At 61.8% G+C, this 26,245-nt stretch carries 27 protein-coding genes; 15 read left to right on the forward strand and 12 right to left on the reverse strand.

Annotated elements, in window-relative coordinates; all coding sequences use genetic code 11:
- Positions 1-101 precede the first annotated feature (101 nt).
- Positions 102-458: a hypothetical protein gene (locus ACQZ5H_RS01205; protein ID WP_449096499.1), complete on the reverse strand. Its 357-nt coding sequence runs from the start codon at positions 456-458 to the stop codon at positions 102-104.
- A gap of 209 nt (positions 459-667) precedes the next feature.
- Here ACQZ5H_RS01205 and ACQZ5H_RS01210 point away from each other — a divergent pair, with 209 nt between their 5' ends.
- Together ACQZ5H_RS01210 and ACQZ5H_RS01215 are read left to right on the forward strand one after the other, a co-directional pair.
- The gene (locus ACQZ5H_RS01210) at positions 668-1,474 is read left to right on the forward strand and encodes a class I SAM-dependent methyltransferase (RefSeq protein ID WP_449096500.1); all 807 of its coding nucleotides are present in this window, start codon (positions 668-670) and stop codon (positions 1,472-1,474) included.
- 116 nt (positions 1,475-1,590) lie between these two features.
- Entirely contained in the window at positions 1,591-3,183 is a 1,593-nt protein-coding gene (locus ACQZ5H_RS01215; protein ID WP_449096501.1) for an EAL domain-containing protein, read from the forward strand.
- Positions 3,184-3,194: 11 nt separating this feature from the next.
- Here ACQZ5H_RS01215 and ACQZ5H_RS01220 read toward each other — a convergent pair whose 3' ends face one another.
- A complete protein-coding gene (locus tag ACQZ5H_RS01220) occupies positions 3,195-4,100 on the reverse strand; it encodes a DUF1003 domain-containing protein (RefSeq protein ID WP_449096502.1) in 906 nt (301 codons plus the stop codon).
- Between the two features lie 184 nt (positions 4,101-4,284).
- On the opposite strand from ACQZ5H_RS01220, the gene ACQZ5H_RS01225 reads away from it, so the two are divergent.
- From ACQZ5H_RS01225 to ACQZ5H_RS01240, 4 genes are all read left to right on the forward strand, one after another.
- Positions 4,285-6,006, forward strand: a complete 1,722-nt coding sequence (locus tag ACQZ5H_RS01225) for a sensor domain-containing diguanylate cyclase (RefSeq protein WP_449096503.1) — start codon at positions 4,285-4,287, stop codon at positions 6,004-6,006.
- A gap of 101 nt (positions 6,007-6,107) precedes the next feature.
- On the forward strand, positions 6,108-7,190 hold the full coding sequence (locus ACQZ5H_RS01230; protein WP_449096504.1) for a nucleoid-associated protein: 1,083 nt from the start codon (positions 6,108-6,110) through the stop codon (positions 7,188-7,190).
- On the forward strand, positions 7,187-8,173 hold the full coding sequence (locus tag ACQZ5H_RS01235; protein WP_449096505.1) for a GTP pyrophosphokinase: 987 nt from the start codon (positions 7,187-7,189) through the stop codon (positions 8,171-8,173). Before ACQZ5H_RS01230 ends, ACQZ5H_RS01235 begins: the two co-directional genes overlap by 4 nt.
- A gap of 436 nt (positions 8,174-8,609) precedes the next feature.
- A complete protein-coding gene (locus tag ACQZ5H_RS01240) occupies positions 8,610-8,897 on the forward strand; it encodes a hypothetical protein (RefSeq protein WP_449096506.1) in 288 nt (95 codons plus the stop codon).
- A 95-nt stretch (positions 8,898-8,992) separates the two neighbouring features.
- Here ACQZ5H_RS01240 and ACQZ5H_RS01245 read toward each other — a convergent pair whose 3' ends face one another.
- Both ACQZ5H_RS01245 and ACQZ5H_RS01250 read right to left on the reverse strand, forming a co-directional pair.
- Positions 8,993-9,307, reverse strand: coding sequence for a hypothetical protein (locus ACQZ5H_RS01245; protein WP_413711242.1), 315 nt, complete (start codon positions 9,305-9,307; stop codon positions 8,993-8,995).
- Positions 9,308-9,414: 107 nt separating this feature from the next.
- Entirely contained in the window at positions 9,415-10,143 is a 729-nt protein-coding gene (locus ACQZ5H_RS01250) for an SDR family oxidoreductase (protein ID WP_449096507.1), read from the reverse strand.
- Between the two features lie 166 nt (positions 10,144-10,309).
- Here ACQZ5H_RS01250 and ACQZ5H_RS01255 point away from each other — a divergent pair, with 166 nt between their 5' ends.
- Positions 10,310-11,203 (forward strand): AraC family transcriptional regulator N-terminal domain-containing protein, encoded by an 894-nt coding sequence (locus tag ACQZ5H_RS01255; protein ID WP_449096508.1) that lies wholly within the window; start codon positions 10,310-10,312, stop codon positions 11,201-11,203.
- Between the two features lie 4 nt (positions 11,204-11,207).
- On the opposite strand, the gene ACQZ5H_RS01260 is transcribed toward ACQZ5H_RS01255, so the two are convergent.
- Positions 11,208-11,630: a SufE family protein gene (locus ACQZ5H_RS01260; RefSeq protein WP_449096509.1), complete on the reverse strand. Its 423-nt coding sequence runs from the start codon at positions 11,628-11,630 to the stop codon at positions 11,208-11,210.
- A gap of 211 nt (positions 11,631-11,841) precedes the next feature.
- Positions 11,842-12,357, reverse strand: a complete 516-nt coding sequence (locus ACQZ5H_RS01265) for a DUF5330 domain-containing protein (protein ID WP_449096510.1) — start codon at positions 12,355-12,357, stop codon at positions 11,842-11,844.
- A 452-nt stretch (positions 12,358-12,809) separates the two neighbouring features.
- On the opposite strand from ACQZ5H_RS01265, the gene ACQZ5H_RS01270 reads away from it, so the two are divergent.
- The 4 genes from ACQZ5H_RS01270 to ACQZ5H_RS01285 all read left to right on the forward strand — a co-directional run bounded on the left by ACQZ5H_RS01270 (position 12,810) and on the right by ACQZ5H_RS01285 (position 17,998).
- Positions 12,810-14,351, forward strand: a complete 1,542-nt coding sequence (locus ACQZ5H_RS01270) for a sensor histidine kinase (protein WP_449096511.1) — start codon at positions 12,810-12,812, stop codon at positions 14,349-14,351.
- Positions 14,323-15,255: a peptidoglycan-binding domain-containing protein gene (locus ACQZ5H_RS01275; protein ID WP_449096512.1), complete on the forward strand. Its 933-nt coding sequence runs from the start codon at positions 14,323-14,325 to the stop codon at positions 15,253-15,255. The genes ACQZ5H_RS01270 and ACQZ5H_RS01275 overlap by 29 nt, the downstream gene beginning before the upstream one ends.
- A gap of 476 nt (positions 15,256-15,731) precedes the next feature.
- Positions 15,732-16,493, forward strand: coding sequence for a hypothetical protein (locus ACQZ5H_RS01280; RefSeq protein WP_112719142.1), 762 nt, complete (start codon positions 15,732-15,734; stop codon positions 16,491-16,493).
- 395 nt (positions 16,494-16,888) lie between these two features.
- On the forward strand, positions 16,889-17,998 hold the full coding sequence (locus tag ACQZ5H_RS01285; RefSeq protein ID WP_449096513.1) for a porin: 1,110 nt from the start codon (positions 16,889-16,891) through the stop codon (positions 17,996-17,998).
- A 128-nt stretch (positions 17,999-18,126) separates the two neighbouring features.
- Here ACQZ5H_RS01285 and ACQZ5H_RS01290 read toward each other — a convergent pair whose 3' ends face one another.
- Complete coding sequence (locus ACQZ5H_RS01290) at positions 18,127-18,756, reverse strand: TetR/AcrR family transcriptional regulator (protein ID WP_162708747.1); 630 nt, start codon at positions 18,754-18,756, stop codon at positions 18,127-18,129.
- 241 nt (positions 18,757-18,997) lie between these two features.
- On the opposite strand from ACQZ5H_RS01290, the gene ACQZ5H_RS01295 reads away from it, so the two are divergent.
- Both ACQZ5H_RS01295 and ACQZ5H_RS01300 read left to right on the forward strand, forming a co-directional pair.
- Positions 18,998-20,434 (forward strand): methyl-accepting chemotaxis protein, encoded by a 1,437-nt coding sequence (locus ACQZ5H_RS01295; protein ID WP_449096514.1) that lies wholly within the window; start codon positions 18,998-19,000, stop codon positions 20,432-20,434.
- A gap of 33 nt (positions 20,435-20,467) precedes the next feature.
- Complete coding sequence (locus ACQZ5H_RS01300; protein WP_449096515.1) at positions 20,468-20,824, forward strand: DUF1491 family protein; 357 nt, start codon at positions 20,468-20,470, stop codon at positions 20,822-20,824.
- A 6-nt stretch (positions 20,825-20,830) separates the two neighbouring features.
- Here the strand turns inward: ACQZ5H_RS01300 and ACQZ5H_RS01305 are convergent, their stop codons facing one another.
- The gene (locus tag ACQZ5H_RS01305; RefSeq protein ID WP_449096516.1) at positions 20,831-21,901 is read right to left on the reverse strand and encodes a DUF2336 domain-containing protein; all 1,071 of its coding nucleotides are present in this window, start codon (positions 21,899-21,901) and stop codon (positions 20,831-20,833) included.
- Between the two features lie 243 nt (positions 21,902-22,144).
- Positions 22,145-22,351 carry a hypothetical protein gene (locus ACQZ5H_RS01310; protein WP_112719136.1) on the reverse strand — a complete coding sequence of 69 codons (207 nt, stop codon included), beginning with the start codon at positions 22,349-22,351 and terminating at the stop codon, positions 22,145-22,147.
- Between the two features lie 511 nt (positions 22,352-22,862).
- Here ACQZ5H_RS01310 and ACQZ5H_RS01315 point away from each other — a divergent pair.
- On the forward strand, positions 22,863-23,033 hold the full coding sequence (locus ACQZ5H_RS01315; RefSeq protein ID WP_165402615.1) for a hypothetical protein: 171 nt from the start codon (positions 22,863-22,865) through the stop codon (positions 23,031-23,033).
- 3 nt (positions 23,034-23,036) lie between these two features.
- On the opposite strand, the gene ACQZ5H_RS01320 is transcribed toward ACQZ5H_RS01315, so the two are convergent.
- Positions 23,037-23,588, reverse strand: a complete 552-nt coding sequence (locus ACQZ5H_RS01320) for a DUF1254 domain-containing protein (protein WP_112719135.1) — start codon at positions 23,586-23,588, stop codon at positions 23,037-23,039.
- Positions 23,581-24,168 carry a DUF1214 domain-containing protein gene (locus tag ACQZ5H_RS01325; RefSeq protein WP_112719134.1) on the reverse strand — a complete coding sequence of 196 codons (588 nt, stop codon included), beginning with the start codon at positions 24,166-24,168 and terminating at the stop codon, positions 23,581-23,583. The genes ACQZ5H_RS01320 and ACQZ5H_RS01325 overlap by 8 nt, the downstream gene beginning before the upstream one ends.
- 357 nt (positions 24,169-24,525) lie before the next feature.
- Here ACQZ5H_RS01325 and lpxK point away from each other — a divergent pair, with 357 nt between their 5' ends.
- Positions 24,526-25,566 carry a tetraacyldisaccharide 4'-kinase gene (gene lpxK / locus ACQZ5H_RS01330; RefSeq protein ID WP_449096517.1) on the forward strand — a complete coding sequence of 347 codons (1,041 nt, stop codon included), beginning with the start codon at positions 24,526-24,528 and terminating at the stop codon, positions 25,564-25,566.
- Here the strand turns inward: lpxK and ACQZ5H_RS01335 are convergent.
- A complete protein-coding gene (locus tag ACQZ5H_RS01335; RefSeq protein WP_449096518.1) occupies positions 25,561-26,244 on the reverse strand; it encodes a GNAT family N-acetyltransferase in 684 nt (227 codons plus the stop codon). The genes lpxK and ACQZ5H_RS01335 overlap by 6 nt on opposite strands.
- Between the last annotated feature and the right edge of the window lies 1 nt (position 26,245).

Consider the following 26,245-nt stretch of genomic DNA (forward strand, 5'->3'; position numbering starts at 1 on the left):
TAAGCGGGGCTATTCCGGGCTAGCCTAACCGCAGAGATGCGTAGCCGGAAAGCCAAATTAAGGTGGACCTTGCTTTCGCAGCTTTGCGGCACATGTGGCCGTTAGTAGGGAGCGGCATCACTGGCGGCAATCACAACGAGACACACCTTTAGCGCCACCGCGCCAAAAGCGCAGCCGCCGATCAGCATGCCGAGGATGGGGTAGAAGCGCAATCCAAGCGTCCATCCTATCAGCCAGGTGAACGTCACGCCGACGAGGACTTGACCGGCAATCAGCGATGCCGGCGACCCGCGTCCTTGCATTAGAAAGAACACCACCACGGATAATGGAACGCCGACAAAGACTGCGATCGCGCTTTTCCACGCCGGGCCACCACTGATCTTTCCACCGAGTGTTCCGCCAACTAACATGGCAAGAAAGACCGCGGCCGAAATGCGCAATAACTCGAGAAACAGCATGGGCGACCTCCCTAATCGCGTGGGTGATACCGATGTTCGTGTGCAACTCAGGATATGGTGGCACGATTAAGATTCCGCCATGCGCGGCAACACCGGCATGCCAGACGAGAACATAGTCTTGGCTTGCGGCGCCGACGCTGACCGTTCCGCAATTGGCAACGGTCGCCGGCCTGCTGTCGAGAAGGAAGCGGTATCACGGAGGATCACGCTTGCCGATCTACGACGAAAAAACCGATGATGAAAAGGCGCGCTGGTATTCCAGCGGTGCACGGTTTTACGTGGAGGGACGGCCGCGTTATCCGGCTGCGCTGATAGCCGCAGCCGCAGCCGTCGCGGGGTGGCGGCCGGACAGCCGTATTCTGGAGGTCGGCAGCGGCCCGGGCACCGCCACGCAGGATTTCGCCGCGCTCGGCGGCCGCTTTACCTGCGTCGAGCCGAATGCCGATTTCGTGGCGATTGCGCGTGAAATCCTCGCCCCTTTTCCGGATGTCTCCTTCCAGACGAGCACGCTGGAGCAGGCCGATCTCCCGGTCCCGTTCGATATCGTTCTTGCCGCATCCTCCTTTCACTGGATCGATCAGCAAAGAGGCGTCCGGCGCATCGGCGAAGTGCTGGTGCCGGGTGGATTTGCCGTGCTGCTGTGGAACAAGGAGCCCCAGCCGGCGGCCGGGCAGGCCGAGGCAGTGGAGGAGGCGTTCCGGCGCTCCGGCTACAAGCAGCCGATCGCGAGACAATCGCGGGATGATGTCGCCGCGGTGTTCCGCGGTCTTGCCGGGCCCTTGCAGACAGAGGCTTTCGAAGAGAGGCTCTTTTGCCATGTCGAGCTTGCCGAAGACTACGGCATCGAGCGCTTCGTCGCCCTGCATCGCAGCCTCTCACCCTTCCTGGCGCTCGCGCCGGAACGGCAGGAAAGCGTCGCCGAGGCGTTGACCGGAAACCTTCGCGCGCTTCTCGGCCCGGTCATCCCCACGACCCGCATATCGGCCGCCCACATCTTCCAGAAGGCGGAGCGCTGAGGCAAACCGCGATGCGCGCGAATTCAACCCGATAAAATACTTAAAATTGCAATCCCGGTCTAAGACCTGCGTTAAGCGATTTGTGGCTGAATGGGGCTCTGTGGAGGGTCGTCCGCATGCAGGCAAGGCGTTCAAGGGTCATCGTACTAAGCGTCGTGCTGGCAACCGTCGGCGCGCTTATCCCTCTCGCGGTCATGGGCTATGCCTCCTGGAAACTGGCGATCAACAAGGAGCTCCGGGTTCTCGACGAAGCCGGCAATGACGCGATCGCCCGCGCGCACTTCACCTTTGCCGATGCCCGCAAGGCGCTGGTCGATATGGAGGCCTCCGGCGCCGCTCGCTGCTCCCCCGCCCATCTCGCGCTGATGCGTACGCTGACGATCAATACGCCCTCCGTCGAGGAGATCGGTTATTTCGACAACGGCAAGCTCAAATGCACATCCTGGGGCCTGACCGAAGGCGATATCGGCAAGGCTCGCGTCGATTACGTGACTCCCGACGGCGTGGAAGTGACGCTTCGCATCCAGCCGGCCGTGACCCATGCAAAGCCGATGGTCGCCCTGCATCTGGGAAGCCACAATGTGCTGGTGACGCCGTCCCGCTTCGTCGATGTCGGCCTGCCGCCGGATGTCTCGCTCGCACTCACGAATTCCACCGGGCTGTTGATCGATGGCAAGAACAGCCCCGATGTCGCCTTCGCGCGCCGCCACCTCGAACAAAAGGCCGATGGCATCGACGGCAGCGACATGTTCGCCACCGTTGCCGATGGCGGCCTTGCCGCCGTGGTCACCGAGCCCGTCACCAAGGTCTATTCACGGCTGCGCGGCGAGCTGCTTTTGCTGCTCCCGGCCGGCCTGTTCATCGCCGCCTTCATCGTCGGCATCGTCGTCTACTTCTCGCGCCGCCGGCTCTCGCCGCGCGGCGAGCTCGAGATCGGCATCCACAAGCGCGAATTCCTCGTGCACTACCAGCCGATCGTCGAGCTTTCGACTGGGGTCTGCGTCGGCGCCGAGGCGCTGGTGCGCTGGAAATGGCCGAGCGGCACGATGGTGCGCCCGGACCTCTTCATCCCGCTCGCCGAGGAAACCGGCCTGATCACCGCGATCACCGATCAGGTCGTCGATGGCGTCATCAGCGATCTCGGGCGCACGCTGGAGCAGGACCGGTCGCTGCACGTCGCCATCAACATCTCCGCCGATGACATCAAGACCGGCCGCTTCCTCGACATGGCGTCGCTGAAACTCAAGAAGACCGGCATCCGCAACGAGCAGATCTGGTTCGAGGCGACCGAGCGGGGGTTCATCGATATCGATGCGGCCCGCATCAGCCTCGACCGCGCCAGAAAGGCCGGCCATTCCGTCGCGATCGACGATTTCGGCACCGGCTATTCCAGCCTGCAATATCTCCAGGGGCTGCCGATGGACGCCTTGAAGATCGACAAGTCCTTCGTCGACACGATCGGCAAGGGCACCGCAACGAGCGCCGTCACCTCCCATATCATCGAGATGGCAAAGGAGCTCGGGCTGTTCACCGTCGCCGAGGGCGTGGAAACCGAGGAGCAGGCGAGCTACCTGCGCGAACACGGGGTGACCTTCGGGCAGGGATGGCTGTTTTCGAAGCCGCTGACGGCGGCCGACTTCATCAAGTTTCACGCGGCATCGGTGGCACGATACGGCCGCGCCGCCGAGGTCATCCGCGTCGCCGCCTGAGTGCCCTGCAATTAGTTATCCGTCTCGTCCGCCTTCGAGGCATTGAACAGGTTCTTCAGAGCACTGGTCTTGGTCTTCTGCGCCTTGCTGAGCTTCAGGGCGCGGTTGGCGGCCTTGGCCTGTTCCAGCATCATTTCGATCTGGATCTGCTGGATCTCGGTCAGCCGCTCCCACTGCCGGTTCAGGAGGTGGTCGACCTTTTCGTGCAGGTGGCGGATTTCGAGTTCGGCCTTGAGATTGACCTTGTAGTCGTTGAGCGCCCGCAGCCGGTCCTTCGATTCCTGGCGGCGCTGGCTCATCATGATGATCGGCGCCTGCAGCGCGGCGATGGTCGAGAGGATGAGGTTGAGCAGGATGAAGGGATAGGCGTCGAACGCCCGCTGCTCGCCCATCAGGAAGTTGATGCCCATCCACACGGCGAGGAACAGGCAGAAGGAGATGATGAAGGTCCAGCTGCCGCCGAAGGTGGCGACGACATCGGCGACGCGGTCGCCGATCGAGCGGCGCTCCTCGTAATCCTCTTCGATGTTTTCGGCCAGCGTGTCGTGGCTTCTGAGGCTTTCGACGACCTCGTCCTCGAGGTTGGACAGCTCGCCGCGCTCGTCGCGCAGCAGCTCGGCGATGTACTGGCCGCGATAGTCGTCCACGACCTTTCGGTTGATATAGTCGTCCGAGCGCAGGCCGGGATGCTTCTGGCGCATGAAGTCGGCAAGGGCAGGTCGCAGGTCGTCGAAGTGGATGGCGTCCTTCTTCTTCAGCGCAGCACCCGTGATCGCGTCGACGAGGCGCACCGACTTCGCCTTGGCCTGGGCCAGGCTGTCGCTGTAGTCCTTCATCTCGACGGTGGCCGCCTCGCCGTGCCCGGCATCGAAATCGACGATCCCGCCTGCGAATTCAAGGGGCTTTTCTTCAGCCATCCGACGATCCTCTGTGCCGTTTTTCTGCGCTCTAAACATCAAATCGAACAGGATTGTGACACTATCCGGCGATCCCTGCGAGGCCATTTGCCGCCCCTGCGGCGCTGCGGCATGACACCGGCGATAGCAGCTTCTTGGGGCCGCGATTAACGGCATCAAAAGCTTTTCGCGGTAAGGGAAAGTCATGACTACGCGTGGACTTCGAAACCTGCTTTCGCTGGCCGTTCTGCTTCTGATGATGCTGCTGCCTTTCGCTGCCGCATCGGCTGGCGAAGCGGAGCCATCAGGGATTCCGAGCTCCTGCTGGGCCCCTGCCAGCCTCTCGGAAGACGTCGCTGCCGTCATCAGCGATGAGAAGCGATGGTCCTGCGATACCCGCGAATTCTCGATCGATGCCGAGCGTGTCCTGCTGCGTTTCGAGATCGTCCCCGGCGAGCCGCTTCCCCGCTATTTCCTCTCGCGCCGCGCAGCACTCGCCGCCGTGCATCTTCTCGCGATCGATCGCGATGGCGCGATCCGGCAGGACACCATCCCCGCCGCCGCACTCCGGAGTTCCATGGCCGGCGGCTATTTCAAGGCGCACCTGCCTGAGGTCACGGCCGAAACCCGGCAGATCGTCGCCGCCATCGACCTGCCGAGCCACAAGATGACGCTGGAGCGCGCCTATCTCGCCCCGGTCGATGCCGCCGGCGATGTCAGCGACATGCGCTTCGCGCTGCTTCTCGCGGGGCTCGCCGGCATGCTGGTCATGCCGCTGATTTTCAACGCCGCCTTCTACCGGGCGCTGCGCGAGACCTTCGTTCTCTGGCACACGGCGCTCACCTTCTCGCTGCTGGCGACCATTCTGGTCACATCCGGTCTCTCGGTCCTGCTCTTCGATCCGCCGGCGATGACGCTGAGCTGGATGACGACGGTGATCTTCGGCATGACGGTCGCCTCGGGGGCGATGTTCACCTACAGCTTCGTCGAGCCCGGCCTCATGCATCGGCTGCTCAGGCGCGTCCTGCCCTGGTGCGCCGCCTGGGCGATCTTCCTGAGCGTCTTCCACGCGGCCTTCCCCTTCGTCGCCCGCCCCATCCAGTCCAGCGCCTATACGGCTGCCTTCGCCCCCGTCCTTGCCATCTTCATGCTGTCGATGATCGATGCCTGGCGCCGCGGAAGCCGCGCTGCGCGCTACCAGGCGATCGGCTATGCGCCGATGGTCGCGGTCGGCCTGATCCGGCTGGTAACGGGTCTCGTTCCCTGGCTGCACAGCACCGATGCGGCGCTGCTCTTCTATGCCGGCTGCGTCTGCGAAGTCGTCTTCACCACGCTCGGCGTCGCCGAACGCTTCGTCACCATGAAGCGCGAGCGCGACCGCGCCCGCAACGAAGCCGAGCTGCTCGAACGCCTCTCCGAAACCGATGCGCTCACCGCGCTCCTGAACCGCCGCGCCATCGAGCGCCAGTTCGAGCAGTTGCGCGCCGAAGGTTTCTGCGCCCTCGCCGTCATCGACATCGATCATTTCAAGGCGATCAACGACGTCAACGGCCACAGCATCGGCGACGAGGTGCTGAAAGCCGTGGCCCGCGCCCTCCAGCCCGGCCCGCACGTCCGCGCCTACCGCCTCGGCGGCGAGGAATTCGTCCTCCTGCTGCGCGGTGAAGACGCCGAAACGCAGGCTGAACTGCGCCGCCAGGCCATCCCCGCCATCGTCGCCCACACCGTCCCCGGCCTCGGCCGCCCGGTCACCGCCAGCATGGGCCTCACCGCGCTCGCCGGCTGCGAGGACTTCGCGGCGATCTACGAGCGTGCGGACAAGCTGCTCTACGAAGCCAAGAGCGCCGGGCGGAATCGGACGCGCGGCGGGTGCGTCGGGGCGGCTGTGGGGCAGGGGTTTGCGGGGGACATGGCGAGGAGCGCGTAGAGTATCATACAAAGACGCGTATGGTCTCTTTTTGTTCTTGCTATCTTTCCTTAATCAGTTCAACCTAGAATTGGCTCTCTAATGACCAGGGGAGGTGAATTGTGATCGTCGAAAATCTTACTATCAATCGGGTGGTCATGCATGAGGTTTTCCAACGGAAAGACGGACCGAATTTAGTTCCGCCAGCCTACGGCAAAGAACTTGAGGTGCTCGACACTAAAGCCCTTACGCACTTCGGCGTGAGAATTACCGATGCACTGTCCGCGCAATCCAAAAGCATCGAAATGCGCATTGTGAAGACCGGAGAGGGCAGCGTGGTCGGAATCGCTCGGCAACTTGTGCTCGCAAATGACAAAGACTTTCCGGCAACATCAAACCAAGTGGCGGATGGCCTTGCTGACGCCCAAAAATCGCGAGGCATTCCTGGTGGTATGTTGCTCGTATTTGACGGAACAGTCGGCAGCGATGAGAAACCCTTTGTTGGAGTAATGAAGGCAGAGATGCAATCGGGCTTCCAGAGGCGACTGGCTGCTTCAAAGGTTGTCACCGAGTTCCTTGAGAACATCTTTCTGACGCCAGCTACGAGGCTTTATAAGTTGGCCCTGTTTGTCGCAGACGACGTAGCCGTCACGAATGATACAAGGTGGCGCTGCTTCGTGTTTGATGCAAACATAACTGCTGCGCGGCGTGAGAATGCCGCGGTTTATTTCTATGACGGCTTTTTAGGCTGTGCGTTTCCCGAGAACGGGAAGTACGAGACGGCGAAATTCTTCGATCTGACCAAAGAGTTTGTTCGGGATCGGATAACCGATCGTGATCTTAGACGGGATTTGGGCGACGCTCTTTTCGCATTCGTTAAGGTGGATCAAGCGCCAACCTTTACCTCGCAACAGTTCGGCGACGCCTACTTACCGCCAGAGCTCCGTGATCCCTTCAACAAATTTCTTGAAAGCAAAAAGTTTCCCACTGACCGAGCCGTTATTCGTGATGTGAGTGAAATGGGCGGCAGGCTGAAACGCCGGAAATATAAGTTCGGTCCCGATATTGAATTTTCTGCGTCGCCCGAAGCAATTCGGAATGGAACTGCTATTATTGAAGAAGTTCCTGCAGCAGACGTCGCCGAAACGGAAGTGAAAACTTGGACACGGATCACTATTAGAAGGCCAGTAATTGAGCAGCTATGACAAGCGAACTGGAAATCCTTGAGCGTTGGCGCGCCGATAAGGCGAGCTACGAAGTATGGGGTAAGTTCGTCGTTGAAAAGGTCGTTGAAGCGCTTTCAATTGATATTGAGGCGCCGCATTTATTCCTGCGCTTGCCAGTAGCCCCGCGACTTAAGGAAGAGACATCGCTTATCCAAAAGGCGCTCTACCGTGGGAAGGGCTATGCCAACCCTTACGACGAAATCGAGGACAAGGTTGGAGTTCGATTTGTTGTGCTGACCTCAGATGAAATCTCAATCGTCGAGAATGCGATCACGCAGTTTGGGGACAAATTTTGGTTTTGGGAGAAATCCAGAGATTTCGTGGAGGAGCGCGATCGCAAGCCTTGGGAGTTTGGATATCAATCAGTTCATTACGTTGTGCGGGCAAAGGCCGGAGTTAATGCCGACGGTAACTCAATACCGCTAGACATTCCTTGTGAAGTGCAGATTCGAACCCTGCTTCAGCACGCGTTTAGCGAAGTAACGCATGACACAATCTATAAGCCGAGTGTTAAATCTACTCCAGAAATGATGCGTGCTGCAGCAAAGGCGATGGCATTAATTGAGGCCACCGATGACTATTTCCGTCAGGTCGGTGCGCTGATCGGTGCGTCTGTTAGCGGAGTTAAGGAACTCATTGGCGCGCTATCTCGGCACTACGCTGAAACAATAGGTGTTGACGCTACGATTGCGCGCCTCGATGGTGAGCTGGTCGATGCCTATCTCCCTCTTGCAGCTGAGACTTCCATTGAAGAAATTGTCTCTTGGCTCAAGACGAAGCAGTTCATCACAAAACGCATTCAAGAGCGGCGAAAAACGCAGGTGCTCTATACGCTGCCATCTATCTTTTTAGTTTACTTCGTCGTTGGCAATTTTCCGAACATCGCTGCCTCGCCAGGTTTGCTGACGGACGATGAGCTCGCTCCGATTTACTCAGATCTAGGGCTGGCGATTTCGCACTAGCACGCCTAATTCGCAAGCATGCGCTGGCGGATGATTGAAGCCATCCCTTGATGCCTTGTGCGAGTTTGGAAAACGCAAGGAGTTGATGGCGCCGAGACACCGAAGTGATCGGCGCTCATCATCTCACCACGACAACACCCCATTATGATTGAAATGCCCCGCCGTCGGCTCGTCTTCGCCGAGGGTGGCGAGCCTCATGCCCTTATTGTGGGTAACCCGCGGGCATAAAGCTCGTCTGGCCGCGCAACTTTATCTGCAAACACCCACAGCCCCAAAATCAAACACCTTTCCCCAATGCCACCAACAGCTTAAACCCATCCTTATCCAAGATTATCCAAATCACAGGCTGTAGCGCCTGATGCCGCTGCAATCCGGAACGTACGCCAGGTTGTGGATTTTGTCCTCAGAGGGGTAACAACCTCGAAAGGAAGAGATCATGACAATGCGTTACACGCTCTGCATCCTGCCTTTCGTCGTCATCGCAAGCGGTTGCGTGGCGACGGATCAGAACAGGCACCGTGGGTGTGACGCCAATCGCTTCGTCACATCGGAACAGCAACGCAACCACCGCGCTCAGGGTTGCCAGGCAGGCGGCTTCTTCAGCGATTCCCGCACCGACCAGGGGAGCGACAAGAAGGGCGGTCCGTCGCTTCGCACGGCACCGGCAGCCGTTGCTCCGCCGCCACCACCGCCCCCGCCGCCGCTCGACGTGTCCGTGCTGTGATCAACTGGACCGGTAAGCCAGAGGCCTTCCGATGCCTCTGGCCGCCGCCGCCCCGGGGGCGATGGCTCAGGCGGAAGGCATCTGCCGCGAAGGCCTCAAAGCGAGACGCAGTCGAGGCAGACCTTTAGGACGCCCGTCAATGCCAGCACGACGCCGGCCACCATGCCCAAGCTTATGATGACGATAATCGGCCAAGCGATCACCAGCTTCTGCCACGGTGTTACGACAAATCGTTCATCGTCGATTTCAGACATATAGATCTTCGGACCGAAATCGATGCTGAAATCGAAGTCGTTTCTCATGTAGAAGATGATCGACCGGATAAACCAGTACCAAGACCAACCGCTGAAGCTGCTCAAGAAGATCAACGCTATCCAAAGCAATGGCCGCCCGTCGCCGCTGTGATCCAATACCTATACCCCACAATGCGTCTTCTCGATTAGGGTTTGTCCCGCGCTATCTGGCAATAGCGCGGAGTGACGCATCATAGACCGGCGGGGAAGCCAAGCCTCCAAGCCTACCAGGGCAACACGCCATTATGGTTGAAATACCCCGCCGTCGGCCCGTCTTCGCCGAGGGTGGCGAGCTTCACCGCCACTTCGGCGGCCTGTTCCACCGTGCGGTAGCCGCTATTGCCGTTCATCTCGGTCGCGGTATAGCCGGGGTCGGCGGCGTTGACCTTGATGCCGAAGGGTTCGGCGGCCTTGGCGATCGAGACGGTGGCGGCGTTCAGCGCCGATTTCGAGCTGTTATAGCCGAGCGCGTTAATGGCGTAGAATTCGTTCTCCGGATCGAGCAGCGACTGGATGGAGCCGAGCTCGCTGCTCATCATCACGATACGCCCGGCCTTCGAGGCCTTGAGGAGCGGCATGAAGGCCTGGGTCACGCGGATCGGGCCAAAGACATTGACCTCGTAGACCTTCCTGGTGGTCTCGATCGGCTCTTCCAGCGGCGAGATGCCGAAGCCCTCGGCAATGCCGGCATTGTTGACGAGCACGTCGAGCGTGCCGGTCTGTGCGGCAAGCGTCTTGGCCGCGGAGGCGGCGCTCCTGTCGTCGGTGACGTCGAGTTCCAGCCAGTGGGCATCGAGGCCCTGCGCCCTGAGTTTGGCGGCGGCTGCTTCGCCGCGGCCCCGGTCGCGGGCGCCGAGAAAGACGCGGTATCCTTCCGCCGCCAGCCGCCGGGCGATTTCGAAACCGATGCCCTTGTTGGCGCCGGTTACCACTGCAGTCTTCGTATATGTCATGTTCGCACTCCGTTTGTGGAGCAACAGAGATCGTGTCGATCGCCCCTCCGGCGTGAGCCCTAAAGTCCCGGCTTCTTGCCTATTCCTCCTGACGTTTGATGCGCGCCGGGCGCGCGCCTTGTCTTGCGTCCGGCCGCCATGTCACCATATGTCCATGATGGATGTGATGGACGAATTGCGCGATCGCGCGCTGAAACACGCAGACGGCCGCCTGACGCAGACGCCGGTGCCGCGGGTGACGATCACCCGGGATTCGGCGCGTACGCCGATGATCGCCGGCATCTACGAGCCGATGCTCTGCCTCGTGCTGCAGGGCTCGAAATGCGCCATCATCGGCGACAGGGCGCTGCATTATGACCGCGCCAGCTATTTCGTCGCCAGCATCGAGGTGCCCGGCGCCTGCCAGATCGTCGAGGCCGCACCCGATCATCCCTATCTGGCGCTGGCGCTGACGCTGGATATCGCCGTGGTCAGCGACATCATCCTGACGATGCCCGACCTGCCGCCGCCTGCCGATGGCCCGGGCTTCGGCATCAGCCCGGTGACGCCGGAGCTTGCCGATGCCTGGCTGCGGCTGGTGAAACTGTTCGACAAGCCGGCCGACATCCCGGTCATGGCGCCGATGCTGGAGCGCGAGATCATCTACCGGCTGTTGCAGGGGCCGTATGGCCCGGCGCTGCGTCAGCTCGTCGTCAGCGACAGCCGCCTCTGCCAGATCCGCCGCGCCATCGGCCATATCCGCGAGAATTTCGACAAGACAATCACCGTCGAGATGCTCGCCTGCATCGCCGGCATGAGCCCGTCGGTCTTCCACAAGCACTTCAAGGACGTGACGGCGATGAGCCCGATCCAGTACCAGAAGAAGCTGAGGCTCCACGAAGCCCGCCGCCGCCTGCTCGCCGATCCCGGCGATACGGCCCGCGTGGCCTTCTCGGTGGGCTACGAAAGCGCCACCCAGTTCAGCCGCGAATATGCCCGCCAGTTCGGCCAGTCACCGGCCCGCGACGCCGGGCGGCTGCGGGGGCGCCGGCAGGAAGCGAGCGAGCTGCTCGAAGGCTGACGCTTCAGGCAGCAGCCCGAACCCGTGCCTCTTCCCTGATCCTGTTGACCATCGAGCGCAGGCCATTCGAGCGCTGCGCCGAGAGGTTCTCGACCAGGCCGATTTTGCCGAACGTCTCGAAGGCGTCGAGCGATGCGATTTCCGAGGCGGTCTTGCCGGAATAGGTGGCGAGCACGATGGCGACGAGGCCGCGCACGATATGGGCGTCGGAATCACCCTCGAAGGTCATGACGGGATTGTCGACATTGCCGTCCGTATGGGTCACCAGCCACACCTGGCTGGCGCAGCCCATCACCTTGTTCTCCGAGGTCTTCTTGTCCTCTGCGAGATCCGGCAGCGCCTTGCCGAGTTCGATGACATAGCGGTAGCGGTCTTCCCAGTCGTCGAGGAAGGAGAAGTCGTCGATGATTTCGTCAAGCGATGCCATGGGAGCGCGGGCCTTTCCGTGATGCCCTGCATATAGGTGAAGTGGCCGCCGTTTTGAACCATTAAAAAGAAAACGCCGTGAAGGATGGGCATCCTCACGGCGTGCAGCAAAATGCTGAAATAAACAGGGCAGGCACGTCAGGCACGGGGCGTTCCCTCAAGGGAAGACCGGTGTGCAAGCTTGGTTGCGGGCCGGGGGTCCGCGGAATTTGTCAGGAAACCGGGCGCGGCTTCGGGGTCGGGATGACGGCCGGAACGGTTCCGGTGACGACCGCGTCGGAGGCGGCCGCATCATCGACCGGCGGGCGGTACGGCATCGGCTGGTTCAGCGCCGCGGTCTTTTCTTCCTTTGCGGAAGGGGCGAGCGCTGCGGCAGGCGCGAGGGTGGCGAGCGGGGCGACGGCCTTTGCCGCTTCGGCGATCTTGGCGGAAGGCTTGTCCTTCTCGTCGCCGGAAAGCTGGCTGTCGATCAGCTGGTAAGCGACGCGGGCGCCTTCGCGGGCCCGGTAGCCGAGCGCGGTCAGCGTTTCGCCGCCCTTGCTGCAGACTTCCGGCTTCTCGCCGCACATGCCGGCAATATAGTCATAGGCGCCGCTGACGGCGGTAAAGGCGTCGGAGAACTGGACCTGGGGGTCGTTGGCGAGGCGCGTCGAGCTTTCCGAGCTGAAAAGCGGCAAGAGCACCAGCACAAGTCCGAACCAGAAGCTTCCTTTGATCAGTAGTCTCATTGTCGTTGCCCATCCTGTTTTCCCGTCCGGTCTTGTTGCCGAATCAGGGTCCGTTTCCGGTGTGCTTTCACCCTAGCGCGGAAGTGCGAATGCCACTTTTCGAAACTCCGCGGCATTTGCGGCAAATTTAATTCGAATTTTAAATAAAGGCCGTTGGACCGTATTTCAGTCAAATTGTAGCCATCGGCGTTAAGCATGGCGGGACCTGCCGCCTGTAATTGCAGGGAATCTCAATGGCGGGCTCGCCGCAAAAGTTAACGCGAAGCTGAAATGCGAGCGAAATCCATCGCTTACCCCCTATTAACCACAAAAAACAAAGGAGCTTCCGGATGGTCCAAAATGGGACTTTTGCCGCCTTCCGGCTGTGGAGGCGGCCTTTGCCTTATCCTTTCTTTAAGCGGCCAGGGCCTATTGTCCGGTCTTGTTAAAGAGCCTTTTCGGGCGGGTATTGCGTGCGAGTATTGAGTGACATCGGCAACCGGGCAGCAGCCCTCGTGGACCGGGCGGCGGCCAGCTGGCTTTCCCGCACGGGAAGCGGCGAGGCCGTGGCCGAACGCGAACTTGCCATCCTGCGCCGCCTCGCTCTCCTGTCTTCGGGTGCGCTGATTGCGGCGCCTGCCGGCCTCTCCTTTATAACCAGCCCTGCTGTGGCGCTGCCTGCCGGCGTCGCCACCGTCTGCGCCGCCTTCCTGTTTTCGGCCGTCGGCAGCATCGCGCTGTCGCGCCAGACGCAGGCGACGGTTTCGGTTGCCTCGCAGCCGGCCGAAGACTTCTTCCTGGAAAACAGCGCCGGCCTCGTGCTCTTCCTCGATGCGCAGGGCAACGTCACCGCGTCGGGCGGCCGCGATATCAGCGACTATCTCGCCTGGATGCGCGAGCCCAAGGGCCGCGGCTTCATCGAGCAGGTGCACGTCTCCGACCGCATCCTCTTCCTGCAGGCGCTCGATCAGCTGCGCCAGGGCGATGAGTCCGTCAGCGTCGATCTCAGGCTCGACCGTCCCGGCGTCTCGCGGGATCTGCGCCAGTTCGCCTATCTGCGTATGGATATGACCGCGCGCCGCGATGGCGAGGGTCAGCTTGCCGCCGTCATTGCCCAGCTGCGCGACGTCTCGGTCGAGCAGCAGCTGCGCCTCGACGCGCAGAGCCGTGCTGCCGACGCCGAATCGGCGAATGATGCCAAGTCCCGCTTCCTCGCTGCCGTCAGCCACGAGCTGCGCACGCCGCTGAATGCCATCCTCGGCTTCTCGGATATCCTGCTCGGCGAGTATTTCGGCAAGTTCGAGAACGAGCGCCAGCGCGAATATGTCGGCCTGGTGCGCGATTCCGGCGCCCATCTGCTGTCGGTCGTCAATACGATGCTCGACATGAGCAAGATCGAGGCGGGCCGCTACGAGCTGCTGCTCGAGCCCTTCGATATCGGCGCCTCGATCCGCTCCTGCGAGGCCATGCTGGCGCTGCAGGCCAAGAGCAAGGGCGTGACGTTGACGAGCCGCATCCAGCGCGATCTCGACGAGGTCGTTGCCGATCAGCGCGCCATCCAGCAGATCCTCATCAATCTCGTCGGCAATGCCGTGAAGTTCACGGAGCAGGGCGGGGCGGTCACCGTCGATGCGTCGGTGCGCGCAGGCATCCTGCAGCTCAGCGTCAGCGATACCGGCATCGGTATTCCGACGGACAAGCTCGCCATGCTCGGCCAGCCGTTCATGCAGATCCAGAACGATTATACCCGCCAATATGAAGGCACAGGCCTCGGCCTGTCGCTGGTCAAGGGGCTGGTGGCGCTGCATGGCGGCCACTTTGCGCTGGCCAGCGCGCCGGGCGAGGGCACCATTATCACCATATCGATCGCGGCGGATGGTTCCGGCGCCTCCGCCGCCGATGCGGCACGGGAGACGGCCGTCGAGTTTCCGCCGCGCCTGAAGACTGCGGCAGCACCGGCTGCCGGTTTGGAAGAGGGGCTGTTCGATGGCCGCGCGCAAGCGAAAATCGCCTAAGGGGAAGAGGGGCCGGCAGCAGCCGGGTCTGCTTCTCACGGGGGCAGCCGCCTTGGGCGGCGTAGGCATGACGGGCGCTTCGATGCTCGGCGGCGTCGTTGCGCGCAATCCATCGGTCGCCGGCGGCACCGTCGCCTTCGTTGTCATCTTCTCCTTCGTTGCCGCCAATGCGCTCTGGTATCAGCCGGGCAACCACCCGCATCCCTTCTTCCGCACCCGCGATCTGACCTCGCCCTTCTCGATCGGCCGTCCGTCGATAGAGGAGCCGCATCCGGGCGCCGTCACCACCTTCAAGATCGAGCGCCCCGGCGAAGAGGGCGATGCCTCGACCACCAACGCCACGCCGCCCGCCAATGCGGTAAGCGGGCAGCAGCCGAATCAGCTGGTCATGGACATCCAGAAGGAGCTGATCCGTCGCGGCCTCTATAACGGCACCGCAGACGGCGTCATCGGCCCGCGCACCAGCGCCGCCATCCTGTTCTTCGAGGAAACCGTCGGCATGCCGCAGAGCGGCGACGCGACGCCGGATGTGCTCGCCGCCCTGAAGACCGATTCCGTCGGCCCCTCGACCATCCCCGCCGAAAAGCCGCGCGAGGACGTCACTTCCCAGGCCTCGGCGGAAGACCCGGTCGCGGCCGCAATCCGCAGCGCCGAAAAGCAGGTGAAGACCGCACCCGCCGCCCCCAAGCAGGTCACCTCCGGCGAGCTCACCAGCGTTGATCTGGTCCTGAAGATCCAGAAGGGCCTCGCCAACATGGCCTACGCCAATGTCGGCGTCGACGGCGTCGCCGGCGAACAGACCCGCGCCGCCATCCGCCACTTCCAGAAGCACTATAATCTGCCCGAGAATGGCGAGCCGAACGAGGCGGTGCTGAGGAAGCTCAAGGAAATCGGCGCGATTTAGCGCTGAGTCGGAATTCTCTCGAAAATTGCATGAACAGCTGCATGGCACGCCTTTGGCGGTATTCGTGCTCGCGTTTTGGTACATATGCGTTCCGCAAATAATGACAGATTGTCGCAGATGACTTGCGCGGGCAGGCGGCGGCAATACTTCGCAAATGGATGATATGACTGTCTAAAGCGCTGTAAACGCGGGAAAAGCTGAGAAAGCTTTGCAATCAGCCGTTTCAGACTGCGCCCTCTATTAGGGATCCGTGTATTACGCTCACAAAAATATGATATAAGTACTGGGTGAGCTTGGTGCTATTCATCCAAGTGCGACCGGGGGGCCAGTGAGGAGCATAACACTGTGACCTATATGTCACTTTCCCGCACCTGAAAGACGCCACGCGGATGGTTTCTTTCTCTCGTCGCCACGCAGCGGGCCATCAGCCGAGTTCCTCGAACGGAACGAAGCCATTGCCCGCCAGGATCAATCAAATGTTGCGTGAACCTTCTTACGGTGGCCTGGCCGAGCAGGATGGCGCTGAGCGCGCCATGTATCGCTCGATCGCTTCGTTGACCGATCTCAATAATCCCCGGCTCTACAAGGCCCTGCACGATCATTTTGCGGCGGTCTATCCGGTATCTGCCAAAACAGGCGCATCCGAGTTTCATCTCGGCGGCGGCCAGACGTTCCGCCTGCACCGCGGGCTGAACGACTTGAGCTTCGAGATCACCTACTCGGATATTTCGCGTTTTGCGGCGGTCACCCGTTCGCTCAACTCGCGGACGAAGAAATATGCGAAGGACGGTCTGCAGTGGAGCACGTCGCGCGTCGCATCACCCCGTCAGCTGCTGGCACTCCCACGGCCGCTCGACGAGCCGCGGGCGCCGGAAGACGTGCTGATGTCGATCTTCCATCTCGATCTCAACGATTCGGCCGAGACCGAGCGTCGAATCACGACCTGCATTGCAGCGCTCTATCCGTCCGGCCCGCGGCTCGGTGGCGGCCAGCAGAGCAATGATGCACAGGCGACGATGTCGAACCTCGCCGACTGGCTCTCCTTCCAGGACGTCCGCCAGATCCTCCAGGTGGACGATGCCGGCCATGCGGCGACCATGCTGATCTCGATGATGTTCGGCGGCTTCGCATCGCGCATGAGCGCCGGTGAAGGCCTGCCGGATCGCGCTTCTCTCATTGGATATATGAAGAGCTGCATCCAGCTCTTCGTGCGCGGCTGCCGCCGCCACGATGCCTGATATGCCGGATCCGGCCGCCATCGTGCGGCCGGCTCGCTGCCATCATCTGGCCCGCATTGCGATGCGCCGGAATTCCTACTTCACTCCGTAAAGCCGTGCCGCTAGCGCTTTGCTTTCCTTAATTTTTTCTTAACGTGCTCGCGAGGTTATACACAGAAGAGCCGCCCCGGATGGCCACAATGTGGTAAAAATACAACGAGAAAAACTTCCGGGATAATTTTGGTACGAATACGTTTATTAAATAATTGACGACTCCGGGGCCTCCTGTTCATATCCAGCCCGTGACCGAAGCAAATGTTCGGAAACGCATGGCGGACTGAAATTTCAGGGGACCGCATCCATCGCGCTAAGCAAAGAGCCAACCTTGGGGTTGGCCTCTGGAACGGAGACAGAAAATGAACATCAAGAGCCTCCTTCTCGGCTCCGCTGCTGCCCTCGCAGTAGTATCCGGTGCACAGGCTGCCGACGCTATCGTCGCCGCCGAACCGGAAGCAGTAGAATACGTCAAGGTTTGCGACGCCTACGGCACTGGCTACTTCTACATCCCGGGCACCGAAACCTGCCTCAAGATCGGCGGCTACCTCCGCTTCGACGTCGGCTTCGGCGCTGGCGATGCCTATGACGGCAACAATGAAGACGACTGGGCAGCCCACACCCGTTCGCACGTAACCTTCACCGCTAAGAGCGACACCGAATACGGCACGCTCACCAGCGGTATTGTTCTCGAAACCAACTACCGTGGCACCGACACTGGCGGTGACTCTGCTGTTAGCCCGACGGTTGGCAATTCTACGACGCTCGGCGGCGCAGGCAACAGCACGGCAATCGACGAAGCGTTCATCAGCATCGCTGGCGTAACGGTTGGTAAGTTCGCCAACTGGTGGGATAACGACTTCTCCGGTGAAACGGACGTTCTCGCAACGCTTCACGGCACGACCAAGCCGAACGCGATCCGCTATCAGTATGACGGCGGAAGCTTCTATGCTGGCGCATCGCTGGAAGAACTCACCGAAACCAACAACGCCGGCGGTACCGGCGGTGGTAACCTTGGTATCGATGCAGCTGTCGGCGGCAAGTTCGACGCCTTCACCTGGGAAGTTCTCGGTTCTTACGACTCCGACGCCCAGGAAGGCGCAGTTCGCGTCAAGCTCGGCGCCGACGTTGGTCCGGGTACGTTTGAAATCGCTGGCATCTACTCCAGCGGCTACAACAACTACTACGACGCTGGTAAGTGGTCTGTTGCTGCTCAGTACGCCCTCAAGGCAACTGACAAGCTGACTATCACCCCCGGCGCTCAGTACATCGACGACATCCAGACGGGTGGCGCTCTCGGCGACGATTTCGACGGTGGCCATGAATGGCGCGCCGGTCTGACGCTCAACTACAAGATCGTTGAGAACCTCTCGACCGAGCTGACGGCAACCTACGTCAACGACAAGTTCGACGATGGCCGTCCGGATGCAAGCTACACGGAAGGCTTCTTCCGTCTGCAGCGTGACTTCTAATCATACGCTGACAACCGATTAGATTGACCTCCAAATCGGTTTCGAAAGGAGAGCCCGGGTTCCCAACCGGGCTCTTCTTGTTTTTACTGGATGAGTTGCCGTTGAGGGCAGGGGCCGCAGCGGCTGCGTTAAGGCAGCAGGCCGTTGGCGAAGATCTTCAGGCTGGAGCGCAGATAGGCCTTGGTGCGCTTGGCGCGCACGTCGAGATCGGCGCCCGTCCGGTCGATGCTGAGGCTGCCGAAGACGATGCCGATCAGCATCGTGGCCGCCGCATCCGCATCGATGGCGATGATCTTGCCGCTTTCGCTCAGCGTCCGCAGCCAGCTTGCAAGCTCGGCGCGCGCCGCATCGAAATCCTGCCGCAGCTGCGGCACATATTCGGTCGCTTCCCAGGCAACTTCGATCAGGAAATACTGGCGCATGTTGGCCGGGCTCGGCGCATCGTCGGCGTCGACATAGAAGACCTGACCGAGGAGCACATCGAGAGCGGCGTCGGCCTCAGGGAAGTGGAAGATCGAACCGCTGCGCGCCTTGATCGCCGCAGACAGCAGGTCGCCCTTGGCCTCGTAGAAATCATAGAAAGTGCGCTTCGAGATACCGCAGCGGGCGGCGATGATATCGACCGTCGTATTGGCATAGCCGAGTTCGATGAAGACGTCGGTACCGGACTCGATGATATCAGCCTGGCGCTGATCCAGGTCTATGCTCTTCGGGCGTCCGCGCGGGCGCTTCAGTTTTTCTTCGGTGTTCGAGCTCACAATTCCCCTGCGCGCACATCTGTTATTTTATCCCTGCGGCACTGATACATGAAGAGGCGCGGCGGGTACAGCGCCTCAATGTCGCGAACATGTTACAGCCTCACGACATGCTGGCGGAAAAATATCGCAGGCCGGAATGCCTGATACCACCGCCTACAACCTAAGTCTAAGTCCCCGGAATTTTTGCAACTTGTTAACCATAATGCCTGACGCTCCGCTAATGTACCGGGGGAGCTTTGTCATGCAGGCAATGAGGGCGGTCGATGTATCTGAAGAGGGGAATGCGCAGCCGGAGGACCCGGCGTTGCGGCATATCCTGTCCAAACTGGCCGAGGAGGCCTCGACGCTCGGCATAGACCTTGTCGACATCGCCGGTGCCATCCAGGACATGGCGGCGATGTCCGCCCGCCATGCCAATGCCTTCGACGACGTGACGCGCACGGCGCTCTCGATTGCCGAAACCAACCGGGCGGTTGCCGTGTCGCTGCGCGAGACAGACCAGACCGCCGCCGATGCCCGCCACATGCTGAAGGAATCGGCCGGGCGGCTCTCGGGGTCGGTCGAGGAGATCGGCCATATGCTGCGCTCCTCCGAGGAGATCAGCGCCGAGATCAGCACTTTTGCCCGCTCGCTCTCCGATGTCGATACCGTCGCCGGCGAGATCGGCACCATCGCCCGCCAGACCAACCTGCTTGCCCTCAATGCGGCGATCGAGGCGGCGCGCGCCGGTGAGGCAGGCAAGGGCTTTGCTGTCGTTGCCTCCGAGATCCGGGCCCTCTCGCTGCAGACCTCCAAGGCGACCGGCCTGATCCAGGAAACGCTCGACCAGCTGCGCGCCAAGATCGGCAGGCTCTCGGCCGCCGGCAGCGGCGCGCGCGACAGTGCCGCCAGCGTCAAGGAGAAGTCGCAGGCCATGCACGGCGCCTTCCACAGCATGGAGCAGGTGATCACCCAGATCCTCGACAGCTCCTCGGTCATGGCCAACACGACCGAAGCGGTCGATCGCCAATGCGCCGGCTTCGTCGCCGCGCTTGGTGAAATGTCGGCCGAGGTGCTGGAATCCAACGGCAAGCTGCAGCACGCCGCCAAGCGTGTCGATAGCGTCGTCGGCCTGTCGGAAAAGCTGGTGCAGCTGACGGCGAGCGCCGGTGTCGAAACCGCCGACAGCCGCTGGATCGCCCGCGCCCAATCGGTCGCCGCCGACATCTCCACTGCCTTCGAGCGGGCTCTGTCATCCGGACAGATCCGCCTGGAAGCGCTCTTCGATCGAAACTATCGGCCGATCCCCGGCACCGATCCGGTGCAGCTGATCGCAGGTTTCACCGAACTCACAGACCGCCTTTTACCGCCGATCCAGGAGCCGGTCGCCAGCTCCGACGAGCGCATCGCCTTCTGCGCCGCGATCGACGAGAACGGCTACCTGCCGACCCATAACCGCAAGTTCTCCGAGCCGCAGCGCCCCGGCGACACCGCCTGGAACACCGCCAACTGCCGCAACCGCCGCATCTTCAACGATCGCGTCGGCCTCTCGGCAGGCAGGAGCACCGCACCCTTCCTGGTGCAGACCTACCGGCGCGACATGGGCGGCGGCAATTTCGTGATGATGAAGGACATCTCCGCCCCGATCACCGTCCGCGGACGGCATTGGGGCGGGCTGAGGCTGGCGGTCAAGGTCTAGCGTAACCGCCGCCTGTTGCCCTATACGAAGCATATGAGACTCCGCACCGACATCTTCGTTTCCGCCCTGCTGCGCCGGGTCTTCGCCATGGGCGATTTCGCCGCCGTGGAGAAGAAGGGCGCGGAAGAGGCGGGCGCGGTCTTCATCCGCCAGCATTTCCGCAACGGGCTGGAGACGCTCTATGGCCCGGCGCCGCAGAGTTTCTTCGATGAAGACGAGACTGCCGGACGGCTGTTCGAGATCCGCCTCGACCGGCAGGAGCCGGATGCCGTGCGCGAATTGCTGGAGCGCGAGCGCAGGTTCGATCCCGATCTCTGGATCGTCGAGCTCGAAACGGCAGATGCGGCATCGCTATTGCCGCTGGCGGTAGAGAAGAAGAACCCGCTCTAGCTCAAATCAGCGGCGGCCGACGGTCTTCAGGTCGCGGGCCGGCGGTATCAGGCGTGCTGTGCGGGAGATCGTGCCGGCGGCGGCAGGCGCGGCAGGGTTTTCGCCTTCTTCCGGCTTGTAGGTATAGCTGTCGGCGCGCCGCCAGGCTTCCACCCGCTCATGGCATTCTTCCGGATCGAGCGCATCGAGCACCATCCAGGCGCGGGTCACGCTGTGCTGCGGTTCGGCGAGATGCGGATAGAGCTTCTCCAGGACGAAGACGGCATCGAGAAAGCCCATGCCGAGGCTGACGAGCGTGGTGGCCAGCTGCTGGCCGGAGAGATCGAGCATGATGCGCTCGGCAAGCCAGCGGCTGGCGGAGAGCGCATCGGCAAGCGTGCTGGCAAAGTGACTCGCCTCGCGCGAGCGGGCAAAGCGCACCAGCAGCGCTTCCTGGATATCGGAGATCGTCCTGAGGCCCAGCCGGTCGTCGTCATCGCGGCCGAGATGGTTGGCGAGACCGCGGATCTTCTGGCGCATCGCCTCTTCATTGGCGAGGCGCTCCGCAAAGTCAGGATCGACGGCTGGCGGCTCGGTTGCGACGGGCGCAAAGACCGGCGCCGGTGCCGCGGCCAGCTGTTCCTCGATGGCCGGAAGCGGCAGATCGGCGGGCGAGGGGCGGGCGGTCGCCTGGCGCAGCGCCACCAGCGCATCGATCACCTTTGGCGAGAGGTTGTCGCGGCTGACGATGGCGCGGATATGGGCGGTGCCCTGCGTGCGGGCGATCATGATCAGCGTATCGTCGCTGACCGCCTGCGAGGCCGTCAGAAACGGTGCGGCAACGGCGATCGGCAGGTTGCCGATGAAGAGAGCCACGGCCTGCGGAATGACCGGGCATTGCGAGAGCGCGGCGACGGCCTGGCGGCGGGCTTCGTCGGAAGAGGCCTGGAACAGCGGGGTAAAGAGCTCGGCGAACTGGCGCAGCTCGGATCGCGTCGGATGCGCCAATCCCTCGAAGCTGCTCACGGTTGCCATCAACACCACGTCCTTCTTGCGGCTGGCCATAGGCCCTTCTAGGTCTCTAAACCGGTCACGCACAAAGAATACCCCGGAAACGCCGATACTGAGGGATCGAATGTGCCGGCTGGACGGAGGCCGGGCTCAGACGAATATGAACAAATCCTACACCGGCAGGGTTAATGCTTGCTGAAGATTTTAATCAAATGCGCAGCAATGATACACGCAGAACGTGTTTAGCTGTGGATGGCGCACAAAAAGAAAGCGCCCCGCAGATACGAGGCGCCACCGTCTTTCCGGATCGCTCCGGCCTGGAGATAAATGTCAGAGTCCCTTGTGGGCACGCAGAGCCAATAGCAGCTTTTCGCCGTCGTTATGGCCGGCCTGATAGAGGTCGAGCGCAGCCGAAGCTGCAAACTGGGCCTCGGGGCTTTTGATATCCAGACGCTTTTCCGAGCACCACGCATCGAGCGCGCCGCGCAGCACATCCAGGTCTTCAGGAGAGAATGTCGGGTTCATGAATAAAGACATTTTCTGCCCTCCGTATCTACGGCAAGAGCATGGGTTGTCTCTCAAGCGGTCATCGCCATAAAACTTTTGACCGATGCGCCGACCATACGCCTATTCACCTGAACTGCAATTGATATTTCGGTGACGCAAATCGGCAACACATCCTTATGACGTAAAGGTGATCGGCTGTACTTGGTCAAGTCTATGAATTCATAAGTCTTTCCTAATTAAATCTGACTTATTGCCGATTGAAACTAAAAGCCAGCTCGCAGCGTTTATTGAACAGCCCTACAACAGGGCTGAAATATTAGGAGACTGTTAACTATCGTATGTCTCAATTCGGACAGGAACGGCGCGGTTCGATGCTTCGGCCGTAAAGATTCCACATCACGGTATTCAAACAGGTGCCGTGAGAAAGGCGCGAATGACCTCGGTTCCGGTTTCCGGCATTGCAGGACGCGCTGGCCCGCACAGGCGGGCAGGGTGAAATCCGCTTTGCTTCATCCGTCTCGGGCAGTGCATGGAGACGAGAATGGCCACTATAGTCGCATTGGCTGACAGGCGCTCGCAACAGCCGCGCCGAAAAGACCGGGAGCCCGTCGAGGCTCAGATATTGCTGTTCACCGGCGTTCGCTACGAGCGTCTCGTGGAGAGCCCGAAGCGCCGCGCCCCGTCGCGCGCATCGCGTGTAAAGACCAAGTAGGCGTCAGTTGTCCGAACCGTAGGTCTCGCAGCCTGCCTCGGTGAGAAAATTCTTGGCTGCGTCATCGAAGCTCGCCTGCGGCGCAAGAGTGCGCAGCACCGCATAGCCCTCATTATGCGTCATCTCCACCAGGATGGTCTGCTGCAGATCCTGCGGCAGTGATTTGCGCAGCTCCGTCAGCTTGATCGGGCTTGCCGCCAGCACATCGAGCGCGCCCCCCACCGACGTCCTGTCATTCATGCTGAACACCTCGTTCGAGGCGCCGTCATAAACGGCGATCGACCAGAAGGGCACGCTGCCCTTGGCGGTGAAGCGCACAGGGCCATCCTCGAGATCGAAGGAGCAGACGGCGGTGCGCACGAAGGGATCGCTGTTGGAAAGCCCGGCGTCGTCGTAGTTCGACGACAGCAGATAGAAATTGTTCGGATCGCCCTCGGCGATCACCCGCGTCTCGGCATCCTTGCCGGTGAAATGCGGCAGCGCCAGAATGATGATCAGGTGCAGCAAGGCGGCGCCGAACAGGCCGGTGATGATGGCAAAGACGATCCTAAGCATTGCCGCACCCGGTCTTCTCAAGTTTCGGCATGGAGAGATCGATAACCCCGGAACTGCCGGCCGTCGGCGTATCGAACAGCGTCAGCACCAGCCGGAAGGTGCCGGCGGCCGGCAGCGCCAGCCAGTTGCCCGGCCGGGCATTGGCCGAAACGTCGATCACGAAGCTGCTGTCGGGCTGGCGCAGCACAGTCCAGGAATTCAGCGCGCCGGGCAGACCGGGACGCACGGAAGCCGGATTGCCGCCATTGTCGGATGTGTAGAGCGTCCACAACCGCGCCGCCGGCGTCTGCCCGCTGATCCGGTAGCTGCAGCCCGCATTGAGCCGCTCGCCGCCATCATCGACGCTCGCCGTAAAGGTCAGCCCCTCGGCACTGCCGTAAAGCAGCTTGCCCGCCCGCGCCCGGTGCGATTTCGCATAAGGATCGGCATCGGCCGTCTGCAACTCCGGAAACGCCTCCCAGGCCCCGAGCTTGATGGCGCCAAACCCCTGCGTCACATCGAGCGCATACCGCGAAACCATGATCCCGCCGCCGAAAGCGACGATCAGCGTGATCGCGATAAATAGCGGAAATCGAAACACTGCATGCCCTTGAGATCAAATCAGGTGAAAGGGTTAGCACTGATTCTGGCGGGGTGGAATGGTGGTGTGCTTTTTGCCGCCCGGGTAGAGGCTCTCCGCCGCGCGTCCGTGCGGCGAATGACCCCTTTGAACGGGCTGGGTAAGCGTCTCCTACCGCCGTGTTCTCTGGCAAGCGCCCATACTCGCGACGTCCCGCGCCCCAATCGCCAATGCGACGAACCACCGCCACCGTCCACCCACCCCACCCATCAAAATCCGGCAAAGGCTTGCTTTTTCTTCGGTTTTGCCCTCTCTTTGCCGCCAATCGAAGGGGATTTCCGGGCGGGATGCGCCGGAGGAGCGCAGGACAGGCAGATCATGGTATCCGAAGCGCCGCCGTTCTGGTGGACGAAAGCCGATTGGCGGGCCTGGACGCTGTCGCCCTTTTCGCTGATCTACGGACAGGTCGCCGGCTATCGCATGAAGCATGCGCGCCGTGCCTCGGTGCCTATTCCCGTCATCTGCATCGGCAATTTCACCGTCGGCGGTGCCGGCAAGACGCCGACGGCGCTGGCGATCGCTCAGGCGGCCAAGGCGAAGGGGCTGAAACCCGGCTTTCTGAGCCGCGGCTATGGCGGTTCGCTCGATGTGACGACCGTCGTCGATCCTGCCCATCACCGCGCCATGGCCGTCGGCGACGAGCCGCTGCTGCTCGCCCGCGAGGCGCTGACCGTGATTTCCCGCCGCCGCGTCGAGGGGGCCGAGCGTCTCGTCAAGGAAGGCGCCGACCTGATCATCATGGATGACGGCTTCCAGAGCGCCAGACTGGCGCTCGACTATGCGCTGCTGGTCATCGATACGGCGCGCGGCCTCGGCAATGGCCACACCGTGCCCGGCGGCCCGGTGCGCGCGCCGATCCCAGTGCAGATGCGCTATGCGACGGCGCTTTTGAAGGTCGGCAACGGCAATGCTGCGGACGCCATCGTCCGCATGGCCGCCCGCGCCGCAAAACCCTATTTCACGGCGTCGCTGAAGACGGTCGGCATGAACGAGCTTTCCGGCCGCCGCGTGCTCGCCTTCGCCGGTATCGCCGATCCCACGAAGTTCTTCCGCACGGTGGAATCGCTCGGCGCCGAGATCGCCGCCACCCGCTCCTTCGGCGACCACGAGCATCTGAGCGACGACGAGATCGCCGATCTCATTGCCGTTGCCGAACGCGAAGAGCTGCAGATCGTCACCACCTCGAAGGACTTCGTCCGCCTTGCCGGTCATCACGGCCGGGCGCAGGAGCTTGCCGAAAAGTCGAAGGTGATCGAGGTGGAGATGGCATTCGAGGACCCGCAGGCACCTGGCCTGATCATCGACCGGGCGATCGAGGCCTGCCGTGCCCGCCGGTTGAAAGAGCAGTCCGGCCTATAGCGCCAGCCGTTTGCGGATATCGGCAAGCCCGGATGCCGCGCGGCCATCGGCGTCGAAATTGCCGTCGTCGAGCCAGGCTTCCAGAGCGGCCCGGTGTGGCGGCCATTCGTCTTTCAGGATACTGTGCCAGGCGACATCGCGCTGATAGCCCTTGGCGATCGCAGCATTTCGCCACATGCCCTCGAACACGAAGCCATAGCGCAGCGCCGCCTTGCGCGACGCTTCGTTGAGCGCGGCGCAGCGCCAGACGAGCCGCTCATAGCCGAGATCGTCGAAGGCGTGGCGCATCAGGAGGAAGATCGCCTCGGTCGCAGCGCGCGTGCGCTGCAGGTCCGGTGAAAACCAGATGCTGCCGATCTCGATCGAGGAGTCCGCCGGAGAGACATCGCAGAGCGACAGCCATCCCGCAGGCTTTCCGGCGCCGAGAGGTTCGACGGCCCAGAACGGCTGGTCGGCCCGCCCTGCGAGGTCCGCGACGAAGGCGGTAAACAGGCCGATGCTCTCGAATGGACCATAGCGCAGATAGCCGAAGCTCTCGGGAGAGGCGGCGGCAAGCGGCCAGAGAGGCTCGGCATGCGCCGGTGTCAGCGGGTCAAGCCTGACCGAGCGTCCGCTATGGACGATCCGCTCGGGAAAGGGGCGTGGCGAATGGACGATCGGGCGGCCGAAGTCACGCATC

The sequence above is a fragment of the Rhizobium sp. 21-4511-3d genome (assembly GCF_053522545.1).

Coding starts and splice junctions, on each gene's coding strand:
- ACQZ5H_RS01215 (WP_449096501.1), top strand. CDS start 1,591: ATGCAGGCAAGGCGTTCAAGGGTCATCGTACTAAGCGTCGTGCTGGCA.
- ACQZ5H_RS01260 (WP_449096509.1), bottom strand. CDS start 11,630: ATGGCATCGCTTGACGAAATCATCGACGACTTCTCCTTCCTCGACGAC.
- ACQZ5H_RS01300 (WP_449096515.1), top strand. CDS start 20,468: ATGAGACTCCGCACCGACATCTTCGTTTCCGCCCTGCTGCGCCGGGTC.
- ACQZ5H_RS01220 (WP_449096502.1), bottom strand. CDS start 4,100: ATGGCTGAAGAAAAGCCCCTTGAATTCGCAGGCGGGATCGTCGATTTC.
- ACQZ5H_RS01240 (WP_449096506.1), top strand. CDS start 8,610: ATGACAATGCGTTACACGCTCTGCATCCTGCCTTTCGTCGTCATCGCA.
- ACQZ5H_RS01275 (WP_449096512.1), top strand. CDS start 14,323: ATGGCCGCGCGCAAGCGAAAATCGCCTAAGGGGAAGAGGGGCCGGCAG.
- ACQZ5H_RS01255 (WP_449096508.1), top strand. CDS start 10,310: ATGGACGAATTGCGCGATCGCGCGCTGAAACACGCAGACGGCCGCCTG.
- ACQZ5H_RS01280 (WP_112719142.1), top strand. CDS start 15,732: ATGTTGCGTGAACCTTCTTACGGTGGCCTGGCCGAGCAGGATGGCGCT.
- ACQZ5H_RS01225 (WP_449096503.1), top strand. CDS start 4,285: ATGACTACGCGTGGACTTCGAAACCTGCTTTCGCTGGCCGTTCTGCTT.
- ACQZ5H_RS01250 (WP_449096507.1), bottom strand. CDS start 10,143: ATGACATATACGAAGACTGCAGTGGTAACCGGCGCCAACAAGGGCATC.
- ACQZ5H_RS01235 (WP_449096505.1), top strand. CDS start 7,187: ATGACAAGCGAACTGGAAATCCTTGAGCGTTGGCGCGCCGATAAGGCG.
- ACQZ5H_RS01285 (WP_449096513.1), top strand. CDS start 16,889: ATGAACATCAAGAGCCTCCTTCTCGGCTCCGCTGCTGCCCTCGCAGTA.
- ACQZ5H_RS01310 (WP_112719136.1), bottom strand. CDS start 22,351: ATGTCTTTATTCATGAACCCGACATTCTCTCCTGAAGACCTGGATGTG.
- ACQZ5H_RS01335 (WP_449096518.1), bottom strand. CDS start 26,244: ATGCGTGACTTCGGCCGCCCGATCGTCCATTCGCCACGCCCCTTTCCC.
- lpxK (WP_449096517.1), top strand. CDS start 24,526: ATGGTATCCGAAGCGCCGCCGTTCTGGTGGACGAAAGCCGATTGGCGG.
- ACQZ5H_RS01265 (WP_449096510.1), bottom strand. CDS start 12,357: ATGAGACTACTGATCAAAGGAAGCTTCTGGTTCGGACTTGTGCTGGTG.
- ACQZ5H_RS01315 (WP_165402615.1), top strand. CDS start 22,863: ATGGCCACTATAGTCGCATTGGCTGACAGGCGCTCGCAACAGCCGCGC.
- ACQZ5H_RS01205 (WP_449096499.1), bottom strand. CDS start 458: ATGCTGTTTCTCGAGTTATTGCGCATTTCGGCCGCGGTCTTTCTTGCC.
- ACQZ5H_RS01295 (WP_449096514.1), top strand. CDS start 18,998: ATGCAGGCAATGAGGGCGGTCGATGTATCTGAAGAGGGGAATGCGCAG.
- ACQZ5H_RS01320 (WP_112719135.1), bottom strand. CDS start 23,588: ATGCTTAGGATCGTCTTTGCCATCATCACCGGCCTGTTCGGCGCCGCC.